Here is an 11,169-nt window from a genome sequence, read left to right on the forward strand (position 1 = left end):
ACTTTACCATCAATTATCCCGCTATGCTAATTGAAATTAAGGTGCCCGCAGTTGGTGAATCTATAAATGAAGTTACTCTATCGAAATGGCTTAAGAAAGATGGTGATTTGGTTTTACAGGATGAGGTGATCTGTGAACTGGAATCGGAAAAGGCAACCTTTGAACTTACAGCAGAAAAATCTGGTCAGCTGAAAATTGAAGCTGAAGAAAAATCCGCATTAAAAATCGGAGATATTTTATGCAGAATCGATACGGAGGTTAGCGCATCTGAGAATAACGAAGCACCTGTGAAAGAAGAAAAGAAACAAGAACCAAAATCGGAAGTCTTAGCTAAAGGGAACATTCCTGAAACAGCAAAAAATGAAATAACTGCAGGAGATACGTACGCTAAAAATATTCCTTCACCTGCAGCTGACAAATTAATTCGGGAGAGCGGTGCAGAAATTACAAATGGCACCGGCAAGGATGGCCGAATAATTAAAGCGGATATTTTAAATACGTTAAAGAACGGCGCACAGCAAAAAAAGGCATTCAGCCGTGATGAGCGCAGGGAAAAGATGAGCTCATTGCGGAAGACAGTGAGCAAGCATTTGGTGACGGCTAAAAATACCACGGCCATGCTTACCACTTTTAATGAAGTGGATATGAAACCTGTTATGGATATCCGTTCAAAATATAAAGACTTATTTAAAGAAAAATTCAGTGTCGGTTTGGGTTTTATGTCCTTTTTCACCAAGGCAGTTTGCTATGCTTTGCAGGATTGGCAGGCAGTAAATGCATTTATTGATGGAGATGAAATAATTTATCATGATTACTGTGACATTTCTGTTGCTATCTCTACACCTAAAGGGCTGGTAGTACCTGTAATTAAAAATGCGGAATCCCTCTCTTTTTCGGAGATTGAATTAAAAGTAGCGGATCTGGCAAAACGTGGACGGGATAATAAGCTCTCGCCCGATGAAATGAGTGGTGGCACTTTTACCATCACTAATGGTGGTGTTTTCGGCTCATTAATGTCTACACCCATTATTAACATTCCCCAATCTGCAATTCTTGGAATGCATAAAATACAGGAGCGCCCTGTAGTGGTAGATGGTCAAATGGTAATACGGCCGATGATGTATGTGGCAGTAAGCTATGATCACAGGATCATTGATGGGCGTGAATCAGTTAGCTTCCTTGTGAGGGTAAAAGAATTACTGGAACATCCTGAACAGATGCTTATTGGAAACGATCCGGTGAAAGCGATGCTGGGGATGTAATTTATGTCTATAAGAATCTCGATATTATTGGCGGTTGCAATAGTGAAAACTGGAATAACATCTATGAAAGAAAACATAACGGATAAAGAAAGAAAAGATTTAGGTGAAAAGATTTTCAGGGGGTTCAATTAGCTATTCGCCGGCTGATTAAGAAGGAGAAGAAAGCCGGAGGATACCTTGTATTTGAGCGAAATGGAAAAATTGAGAAGATTCCTGCCAAAGACCTTTGAGTCTTACCTTACACTCACCGCTACTGAATCTTTTACCATAATTCTCACTGCATCTGCAATACTGTCTGCATCGAAGCCGCACTCATGGTACAATTCTTTAAGCGAGCCGTGTTCCACAAATTTATCGGGAATGCCCAGGCGTTTTATTTCTGCGGAATAATTATGCTCGGACATAAATTCCAATATAGCGCTTCCGAAGCCTCCTGCAATTACACCATCTTCAACAGTAATAATTTTCCTGAATTTGTAAAATATTTCATGAAGTAATTCTGAATCAAGAGGTTTCACAAAACGCATGTCAAAATGAGCCGGAAAGATTTCATCGGAACGCAATTGCTTACAGGCTTCCATAACAAAATTGCCTGGGTGGCCAATGCTTAAAATTGCAACCTGCTCTCCATCACAAATTTTTCTTGCTCTGCCTATTTCTATCTCCTTAAAAGGCTTTTTCCATTCCACCATTACACCTTCACCACGCGGATACCGGATGGAAAAAGGCCCCTGATATTTTTCAAGCTGTGCAGTATACATCAGGTCACGCAATTCCTCTTCATTCATTGGCGCACTTACCACCATGTTTGGAAGCATCCGCATATATGCCAGATCAAATGCACCCTGATGAGTAACTCCATCTTCACCCACGAGGCCCCCGCGGTCAAGGCAAAAAATAACGGGCAGTTTCTGAATAGCAGCATCGTGGATTACCTGATCATAGCCCCGCTGCAAAAAAGTGCTGTATACATTACAAAACGGAATCAATCCCTGCGTTGCCAGTCCGGCAGCAAAGGTGACTGCGTGCTGCTCAGCAATTCCAACGTCAAAAGCGCGGTCAGGCATCAGGTTCATCATCAAATTGAGCGAAGAGCCAGAAGGCATCGCAGGTGTTATCCCTACAATCTTCGGATTTTTTTCAGCGAGCTCCACAATCGTATAGCCAAAAACATCCTGATACTTCGGAGGGGAAGGCTGATCAGAACTTTTCTTTGTAATCTCTCCAGTCACTTTATCGAACAAGCCCGGTGCATGCCACTTGGTTTGGTCCCGTTCCGCCAGAGAGTAACCTTTTCCCTTGGTAGTGATACAATGCAATAATTTCGGGCCAGGAATATGTTTCAAATCTTCAAGGATTTCTACCAGCCGGTTTACGTTGTGCCCATCTACAGGTCCAAAATAGCGAAGATTAAGTGCTTCAAAGATGTTACTGCTTTTAGAAATGGCGCCCTTCAGGCTTGCTTCCCAGTTGGATAAATGTTTTTGAGCCCCCTTACCTCCTAATCTTCCAAAAAATCTCCAAATCTTGTCGCGTGTTTTATTATAAGTATGCGAGGTAGTGATGTCTGTAAGGTATTCTTTAAGTGCACCCACATTGGGATCTATGCTCATGCAATTATCATTAAGAATAATGAGCAGATTAGTGTCGGATACCCCCGCATGATTTAACCCTTCAAATGCCAGGCCGGCGGTTAATGCACCATCTCCGATCACCACTATATGCTGACGGTCTTTTTCACCCTTATATTTACTTGCTACTGCCATCCCTACACCGGCTGATATGGATGTGGAAGAGTGCCCAACGCCAAACGTATCATATTCACTTTCAAAACGTGAAGGGAATCCGGCTATACCTTTATATTTCCTATTAGTATGAAACCTTCCTCTTCTTCCTGTCAAAATCTTATGCCCGTAAGCCTGGTGGCCTACATCCCAGATCAGCTGATCATACGGCGTATTAAAAACGTAGTGAATTGCAACGGTAAGTTCCACTACACCCAGGCTCGCCCCGAAATGTCCGCCATATACAGAAACGGAATCAATTATGTACTGGCGCAATTCTTCGCTAACCTGGTGCAGCTTGTCTTTGCCTAGTTTTCTAAGATCCGCCGGATAATTAATTTCCGAAAGAAGGTCACCTGCATTAATTTCCATTTCCAGGATGTGAACAATTGAATTGCTAAATTAGAGATTACTCAATAAAGCAACATACGAAACGTTTTAAATATCTGATTTCCAGGGGTTATTATTTTGGAAAAGTTTAATACAATTCCCGCTGCATACAGAATTATACTGTTAACATGTCTTTTCATCCGCTTTAGCATTAGCGCAGCGCATAGAATAATTTTGTTAGATGATTTCTGAAACTCCGGTTACATATGAGATAAAGCTGCCGGAGTTTGAAGGTCCGTTTGATTTATTGTTATTCTTCATTGAGCGCGACGAACTGGATATATACAATATTCCAATAGCAAAAATCACCCAGGATTTTCTCATTTACCTGAATAAAATGAGTGTGCTGAATATAGAATTAGCGAGTGAATTTATAGTGGTAGCAGCAACTCTGATGCGTATTAAAGCAAAGATGCTTCTGCCAAGAAAAGACATAGATGATTCAGGTAATGAAATAGATCCGCGCAAGGATTTAGTGCAACAATTGCTGGAATATAGGCGGTATAAAGAAATTCTGGATGATTTTCGTTCTCTTGAAGAAGAACGCAGTAAGCAATTTGAGAGGGGAAATATGAAGGCAGAATTAAAAGCAGTCTCTGAGGCCTGGACAGGAGAAGCGGAATTGCACCAGCTAACCCTCTTTAAATTACTCAAGGCCTTCGATAAGGTCATGAATCGCTTCGAAGAAAATAAGAATAAACCGGTTCATTACGTAGTCAATTACCCGTTTACCATTGAAGGTCAAAAAAATTATGTCTTACATCTCTTAGAAAGTGAAAAGAATCTAGCATTTAATCAAGTATTTACTAATTGCGAAAACCGCATACATGCAGTTTTTACATTTCTTGCCCTTCTTGAAATGATACAGCAGAAATTAATTATTATTCAAACCGGTTTGGGCCTGAATAATTTTTGGGTAAATAAAGCAGCAGCATAATTAGCAGTATTTCCTTTTATACTAATTGCTTCTTCAGTAGTTCAAGCTCCATCCCCACCTTTATAAATGCTTCAATAGCCTTATCAAGGTGATGTTGCTCATGCGCGGCTGAAATCTGAACCCGTATTCTTGCAAGACCTTTAGGAACCACCGGATAAAAAAATCCGATCACATAAATACCTTCTTTCAACAACTGGTCCGCCATCTTTTGAGCGAGTACTGCATCATACAGCATTACGGGAGTAATCGGATGCTCGCCGGGCTTAATGTCAAAGCCCGCTTCTGTCATTTGCATCCGGAAATATTTTGTATTGGATTCCAATTTGTCTCTAAGTGCCGTATTTTCACTTAGCATATTCAGCACTGCTATGGAAGCGCCTGCAATAGAGGGAGCAAGTGTGTTTGAAAACAGATAAGGCCGGGATCTTTGACGGAGCAAATCAATTATCTCTTTTCTGCCGGATATAAAACCCCCGGACGCGCCTCCGAGAGCCTTTCCAAGAGTGGAAGTTATTACGTCAATCTTTCCCACTACACCACGGTATTCATGAGTGCCTCTGCCCGTTTTACCCATAAACCCACTGGCATGGCTATCATCTACAATAACTATTGCACCATACTTCTCCGCGAGCTCTGCAATTTTATCCAATTGTGCAATAGTGCCATCCATGCTGAAGACGCCATCGGTAACTATGGCGCGGGTCCGTGCCGATTGCGTTTCCTTTAAACGCGCCTCCAGATCATTCATATCATTATTCTTATAGCGAAACCGCTGCGCTTTACACAACCTGATTCCATCGATAATCGAGGCATGATTCAGCTCGTCACTAATCAGGGCATCCTCTTCATTAAATAAAGGTTCAAACACTCCTCCATTCGCATCAAAGGCAGCTGCGTATAGAATGGTCTCTTCGGTGCCAAGAAATGCAGAAACTTTTTCCTCCAGTTTTTTATGGATGTCCTGTGTGCCACAAATAAACCGCACGCTTGACATGCCATAGCCGTGAGTGTCAATAGTCTCTTTTGCAGCTTCAATAGTTTTTGGATGGGAGCTCAAACCCAGGTAATTATTTGCACAAAAATTTAAAACTGTTTTGCCGTTCACCACTATTTCTGCACCCTGTGGTGAGGAAATGATGCGCTCATTTTTATAAAGACCAGAATTCCTGATTTCTTCAAGCTCTTTCAGCAGGCGTGTTTGTATGGTATACATAAATCATTAAGATTTAAAAGTTGTAAATACAAATGGATTACTTTAAAATGGATTACTTTAAAAGAGACTGCATTCTGAAAGTTTCTTCAGACAAAAATCAATTTAAATACCAGCTTTTAACCAGTTCATATTTTGCTCCGTCGGCATGAAGTTGCGACACCATTAGATCTATTTCATGCGCAATAAAAGAAAAGGGAAATTCTTTTGGAAGATCAAACGGCAGCTTGTGTAATTGTTTTATCCGGGCCAGTGTAAGATGCGGAGCGGGTTTTCTCTTTTCTTCCGTCGGAAAACTTTCTCTGAATTTTAGACATATATCTTCAAACGTATTATTCTCTTCAAACTGTGCCCAGACCATTATTGGTTTTCTGTCTTTTACAATTGTTTTATAAGAAGCAAACTTCAATTCAAAAGAAAAAACGGATTCACAAACGCCCTCGGCTTTTTTCAAAACCTGCGGCAACTCTTCTTCCCCGGTGGCTCCAAGAAAGTGAACAGTGATATGCATATCTTCTTCGCCTATCCACCTGATGCCATGGAAAGACTTCGGAGGAAAGGAATAATTAATCTGCTTCTTAATTTCTTTAGGCAAAGGAATAGCAAAGAAGAGTCTTTTCATAAAATAAAAAGTTCATTCTCCCCTGATTAAACTTCTGAAGAAACCGTGATCGGTATTAGGTTCTCTTACCCGACACTAACCTTAGTATCCAGATCAGAACAACGGCACCCACTACAGCAGTTATAAGAGCTCCAATGAGTCCTCCATTTGCAATGCCCATAAGGCCAAAAAGCCAGCCTCCTATCAAACCCCCGATAACTCCTACTATTATATCACCTATCAATCCGTAACCGGAGCCTTTCATAATTTTACCGGCAAGGAAGCCTGCTACGGCACCAATTAAAATGAAGTACAAAAAATTCATGGTTGAATTATTTTTGGTTGAATTATTTTCGAAATATAGCAAAAACTAATTTGCAATCGCATTTTCATTTCTTTTCCCTAGCTGGAATAATTTTACTGAACTTTATTTGTGAATATATTTTATTCCTTTACTAAAAATTAATTTGTGAAAATTGGGATACTTGGATCAGGGGATGTAGGCCGGGCACTTGGAACCGGACTTACCCGTATTGGTCATGACGTGATGATTGGATCACGAAGTGCCGACAATGAAAAGCTTAAGACCTGGGCAGAAAAAACCGGTGCTTCGGCAAGCATAGGAACCTTTGCCGATGCTGCTTCTTTTGGTGAAATGATTTTCCTATGTACGCTTTGGTCAGGAACAGAAAATGCATTGCAGCTTGCGGACATCGAAAACTTTATGGAAAAAGTTGTAGTGGATGTTACTAATCCACTTGATTTTTCAAAAGGAATGCCTCCGGGTCTTGCTTTAGGTCATACAGATTCAGGAGGCGAACAGGTGCAGCGCTGGTTGAAAGATTCGTCTGTGGTAAAGGCATTCAACACCGTTGGTAATACGCTGATGGTAAATCCCAATTTTCCCGAAGGCACTCCCGATATGTTTTACTGCGGAAATAATAAGGATGCGAAAGAAAAGGTGAAGGATATCTTATTGAAGTTTGGATGGAATCCTATTGATATAGGCGGCATTGAAGGAGCGCGGCTGCTAGAGCCGATGTGTATACTGTGGGTGATTTATGGCGCGAGCACAAATACATGGAACCATGCATTTACATTATTAAAGAAATAGCAATTTCGCCCGGACATAATGAGCATCCATTTGATTCCATTGAAAAGATATTTTTATCTTTCGAAACGGTATGCATCATGATCAGGATTTGCAAAAATTTGTTGACTATTGCACAAAGCACATAGCAGGGGATGAAGCCGGCGAAGCACAAATCTTTCTTGATCATTTCTTTCTTGCCCTCGGTTATGAAGATGGATTAAAAGGTGCGGGTGCCTCGTGTGAGTTTCGTATCCATAACGAAAAGCACAAAGCACAATGGTATGCCGATCTGGTTTGGAAGCCGCGCGTGCTCATCGAAATGAAAAAGAGCGGCGAAGATTTGCAAAAACATTTCCAGCAGTCATTTGATTACTGGATGAAGCTCGTGCCTGATCGTCCGCAATATACCATCCTCTGCAACTTCGATGAGTTCTGGATTTACGACTTCAACAAAAATATTTATGAGCCGGTAGACCGCGTGAAGTTCGACCAGCTGCCCAAGCGTGAACAATCATTTTATTTTCTTCTTCCCAAACCACTCAATCCTTCCTTTGGTGCGGATTGGGAAAAAGTATCTAAGGAAGCTGCATATCGTGTAAGCAATGCATACAAGCAGATGACTGACAAGAAACGTGTCGGTGGCACGATTGCCACTGATGAAGCACTGCGTTACATTCTTCAGTGTGTGGTCGCAATGTTTTCTGAAGACGTGCAGTTACTTCCTGAAAAAATTTTTACCCGAATTCTTGAGGAGTGTGAAAAGGACAAATCAGTTAATTACGATCTCATCAGCGGACTATTCAGGCAAATGAATAACCCAAAGCCAGCCGCGGCAGGAAAATTTAAAGATGTTCAATATTTCAACGGAGGTTTGTTCAGCATCGTTAATGCCATTGATCTTCGGGAACAGGAAATAAATTTGCTCGCAAGTGCAGCACGGCAAAACTGGGACGAAGTAAACCCCGCCATCTTCGGCAGCATCTTCGAAGCGGGAATGAATGCCGGTGAGCGGCACACGCTCGGAGCACATTATACCAGTGAAGCTGACATTAAGATGATTGTGTATCCCGTGATCGTGCGACCATGGACGGAACGGATTGATAAAGCAGCTTCACTCGACGAATTGTATAATTTGCTGAATGCACTTCGCCAATTCAAAGTGCTTGATCCTGCTTGCGGCTCCGGAAATTTTTTGTTCGTGGCTTTTCGTGAAATGAAAATTATTGAGAAGCGATTGCTTACTCTTATTCGCGCACAGTCTGTAAAGCTTGCAGAAGGAAATCGCTTCAAAAAGTTTTTGATGGAGAATCCATTCGTAAGCACGAAGCAATTTTTCGGAATTGATACCAATGAATATGCGGTTGAGCTTGCGAAGGTGACGTTGATGGTAGCTAAAGAACTCTCCTTGCTTGATACAGGTGAGGCCTACGACCGCGAGCGTGCATTGCCGCTCGACAACCTTGATTTAAATATTTTATGTGCCGATGCCTTGTTCACTCAGTGGCCTGAAACCGATGCCATTATCGGCAACCCGCCGTTTCAGAGCAAGAATAAAATGCAGCAGGAATTTGGCGCTGAGTACATGAACAAGCTACGCGCCGCATATACAGAAGTTCCCGGTCGTGCTGATTTCTGTGTCTATTGGTTTTACAAAGCGCACAGGCAACTGAAAGAAAATTCTTTTGCAGGATTGGTCGGAACGAATACGATTCGCCAGAACTACAGCCGCGAAGGAAGTTTGGATTACATCACGCACAACGGCGGAGAAATTATTGAAGCGGTGTCAAGTAAAAAATGGAGTGGTGAAGCAGCCGTGCATGTTTCCCTTGCATGCTGGAAGAAAGGAAAATTTGATAGAGTAAAAACTCTTTACACCTCTGAGAACGGCGAAGAACTTTTGCCGCATCGCCTATCCTACATCAACAGCTCCCTCAGTTTGCAAACTGATGTAACCGCAGCAAAAGTTCTGGAATGCAACAAGCACCCCAAGAAATGTTTTCAGGGACAAACACACGGGCACGAAGGATTTCTTCTGTCCATGAAAGATGGATTGAAGATGTTGCAGAAACATTCTGAATACAGCGTAGTACTTAAGCCATTTTTGATTGGCGATGAATTGGTAGGAACTGTTTTTTCGCAACCGGGCAGATTCGTAATGGATTTTTCAACTCTTGACAACATCATCGAAGTACAGCAATATAAAGAGCTTTTCAAGATTATTAATGAAAAAGTTTACCCAGCTATTTTGAAGAAAGCTGAATTGGAGAAAAATGGTAAAATAAAATTAAATGGAATGATTGAGCATCTTGAAACTTGGTGGAAATTGTGGAGATCAAGGCAAGAAATGCTCGGAGAAATAAATTCATTTGGTAGATATATTGCTTGCTCGCGCGTTTCCAAAAGAAAAATCTTTGAGTTTATTTCACCTGAAATTCATCCCAATGATGCGCTAACAACTTTTGTATTCAATGATGATTATTCTTTCGGAATTATTTCATCAGAACACCATTGGCGTTGGTGGTTAGAAAGATGCTCAACCATGAGAGGAGATTTTCGATACACAACTACAACTGTTTGGGATACCTTTCCTTTCCCACAACATCCCACACAAAAGCAAGTCGAGCAAGTAACCAAAGCCGCAGTTGAGTTGCGCGCCTACCGAAACAAAATGATCGAGCAATATCGCCTCACGCTGCGCGAACTCTACACCTCACTCGAAACGCCCGGCAAAAATCCGCTCAAAAATTTACATGCCGCGCTCGATGAAGCTGTGATGAATGCTTATGGTTTCTCCTCTGAAAAAGATATTCTTGAACAATTGCTAGAACTCAATCTCGAAGTCGCAGCGCTGGAAACAAAAGGAAAAGAAGTGACTTCCCCAGGGTTGCCAGTATGGATAAAAAACAAAGAGCAATTTGTGACGGAGGATTGTGTGAGGTTGAGGATAGATGAAGGAGAAGGGTTGTTTAAAAAATAAGAAATAATCATGTCCATCTCAGTTAATTATATCTACTGCGATGAAAGCCGTCAAAGTAAAGATCGTTATATGGTTTTAGGCGGAATCATTATGAACAAGGGAGACATCCCGCAGTTCAATGAAACCATGAAAAAATTCCGAGCTGAAGAGAATATGAATGCTGAATTGAAGTGGTCAAAAGTTTCATCACAAAAATTAAATGAGTACAAACGGTTTGTTGATTATTTTTTCGCTCTCAATAATACTGACAATATTCATTTTCACAGCATCATCATTGATAACCATCAGGTAATCATAGAAAGTTCAACAAAGGAGACAAGGAGCTGGGCTTCTATAAATTCTTTTACCAGTTGCTGCTTCATTGTTTTGGAAAAGTGTATTGTAACAAAGACAAACCTGTTCGATTTGCAGTTCACCTAGATCAGCGACAGACAAAATATAAATTGAATACTCTCAAGAAGGTTCTCAATTCAGGGATGAACAAAAAGTTTGAAATTGACTTCAACCCCTTTGTAGCCATTGAGCCTGTAGAATCGAAGCAAAGTGATTTACTTCAAATCAGCGACCTCATCCTTGGTGCAATGGGATACCAGAAGAACGGATACCCCTTGCTTACCGAATCAAAGAAGAGTAAAATTGAATTGGCAAATTATATTGCGCAAAGTGCAGGGCTAAAAAATTTAAGTGAAAATACACTCAGAAACAATCAACGATTCACAATATGGAACTTCAAATTGCAGCAATAAAAAAACCGTCCGTAAAACCTACGCCTCTTGGCTACCTTTTGCAGGTTTCCCAAACATCATTTGGGTTTTCGGTTTTGCGTGACGGTAATACAAAGGTAGATAGATATTTCTGAATTGCCTGCACTCGCACGCGACCGCTCCTATCTTCACAGATAACAAATAACTGAAA

10 protein-coding genes are annotated in these 11,169 nt (G+C 41.2%); 6 read left to right on the forward strand and 4 right to left on the reverse strand.

Annotation, left to right across the window (positions count from 1 at the left end; all coding sequences use genetic code 11):
• Positions 1–23: 23 nt before the first annotated feature.
• On the forward strand, positions 24–1,262 hold the full coding sequence (gene odhB / locus H0W62_02460) for a 2-oxoglutarate dehydrogenase complex dihydrolipoyllysine-residue succinyltransferase (GenBank protein MBA3647404.1): 1,239 nt from the start codon (positions 24–26) through the stop codon (positions 1,260–1,262).
• A gap of 233 nt (positions 1,263–1,495) precedes the next feature.
• Here the strand turns inward: odhB and H0W62_02465 are convergent, their stop codons facing one another.
• Positions 1,496–3,418 carry a 1-deoxy-D-xylulose-5-phosphate synthase gene (locus H0W62_02465; protein ID MBA3647405.1) on the reverse strand — a complete coding sequence of 641 codons (1,923 nt, stop codon included), beginning with the start codon at positions 3,416–3,418 and terminating at the stop codon, positions 1,496–1,498.
• 199 nt (positions 3,419–3,617) lie between these two features.
• On the opposite strand from H0W62_02465, the gene H0W62_02470 reads away from it, so the two are divergent.
• On the forward strand, positions 3,618–4,373 hold the full coding sequence (locus H0W62_02470) for a segregation/condensation protein A (GenBank protein MBA3647406.1): 756 nt from the start codon (positions 3,618–3,620) through the stop codon (positions 4,371–4,373).
• Positions 4,374–4,389: 16 nt separating this feature from the next.
• On the opposite strand, the gene kbl is transcribed toward H0W62_02470, so the two are convergent.
• The 3 genes from kbl to H0W62_02485 form a co-directional block, all read right to left on the reverse strand.
• Complete coding sequence (gene kbl, locus H0W62_02475; protein MBA3647407.1) at positions 4,390–5,586, reverse strand: glycine C-acetyltransferase; 1,197 nt, start codon at positions 5,584–5,586, stop codon at positions 4,390–4,392.
• Positions 5,587–5,683: 97 nt separating this feature from the next.
• On the reverse strand, positions 5,684–6,205 hold the full coding sequence (gene thpR, locus H0W62_02480) for an RNA 2',3'-cyclic phosphodiesterase (protein ID MBA3647408.1): 522 nt from the start codon (positions 6,203–6,205) through the stop codon (positions 5,684–5,686).
• 55 nt (positions 6,206–6,260) lie between these two features.
• On the reverse strand, positions 6,261–6,509 hold the full coding sequence (locus tag H0W62_02485) for a GlsB/YeaQ/YmgE family stress response membrane protein (GenBank protein MBA3647409.1): 249 nt from the start codon (positions 6,507–6,509) through the stop codon (positions 6,261–6,263).
• A gap of 144 nt (positions 6,510–6,653) precedes the next feature.
• Here H0W62_02485 and H0W62_02490 point away from each other — a divergent pair, with 144 nt between their 5' ends.
• From H0W62_02490 to H0W62_02505, 4 genes are all read left to right on the forward strand, one after another.
• Complete coding sequence (locus H0W62_02490; protein MBA3647410.1) at positions 6,654–7,298, forward strand: NAD(P)-binding domain-containing protein; 645 nt, start codon at positions 6,654–6,656, stop codon at positions 7,296–7,298.
• A 70-nt stretch (positions 7,299–7,368) separates the two neighbouring features.
• Positions 7,369–10,254 carry a class I SAM-dependent DNA methyltransferase gene (locus H0W62_02495; protein ID MBA3647411.1) on the forward strand — a complete coding sequence of 962 codons (2,886 nt, stop codon included), beginning with the start codon at positions 7,369–7,371 and terminating at the stop codon, positions 10,252–10,254.
• A 9-nt stretch (positions 10,255–10,263) separates the two neighbouring features.
• A complete protein-coding gene (locus tag H0W62_02500) occupies positions 10,264–10,674 on the forward strand; it encodes a DUF3800 domain-containing protein (protein MBA3647412.1) in 411 nt (136 codons plus the stop codon).
• Positions 10,629–11,000 (forward strand): DUF3800 domain-containing protein, encoded by a 372-nt coding sequence (locus tag H0W62_02505; GenBank protein MBA3647413.1) that lies wholly within the window; start codon positions 10,629–10,631, stop codon positions 10,998–11,000. The genes H0W62_02500 and H0W62_02505 overlap by 46 nt, the downstream gene beginning before the upstream one ends.
• Positions 11,001–11,169: the final 169 nt, after the last annotated feature.

The sequence above is a fragment of the Chitinophagales bacterium genome (genome assembly GCA_013816805.1).
GTDB lineage: Bacteria > Bacteroidota > Bacteroidia > Chitinophagales > UBA10324 > MGR-bin340.

Coding starts and splice junctions, on each gene's coding strand:
- odhB (MBA3647404.1), top strand. CDS start 24: ATGCTAATTGAAATTAAGGTGCCCGCAGTTGGTGAATCTATAAATGAA.
- H0W62_02465 (MBA3647405.1), bottom strand. CDS start 3,418: ATGGAAATTAATGCAGGTGACCTTCTTTCGGAAATTAATTATCCGGCG.
- H0W62_02470 (MBA3647406.1), top strand. CDS start 3,618: ATGATTTCTGAAACTCCGGTTACATATGAGATAAAGCTGCCGGAGTTT.
- kbl (MBA3647407.1), bottom strand. CDS start 5,586: ATGTATACCATACAAACACGCCTGCTGAAAGAGCTTGAAGAAATCAGG.
- thpR (MBA3647408.1), bottom strand. CDS start 6,205: ATGAAAAGACTCTTCTTTGCTATTCCTTTGCCTAAAGAAATTAAGAAG.
- H0W62_02485 (MBA3647409.1), bottom strand. CDS start 6,509: ATGAATTTTTTGTACTTCATTTTAATTGGTGCCGTAGCAGGCTTCCTT.
- H0W62_02495 (MBA3647411.1), top strand. CDS start 7,369: ATGCATCATGATCAGGATTTGCAAAAATTTGTTGACTATTGCACAAAG.
- H0W62_02500 (MBA3647412.1), top strand. CDS start 10,264: ATGTCCATCTCAGTTAATTATATCTACTGCGATGAAAGCCGTCAAAGT.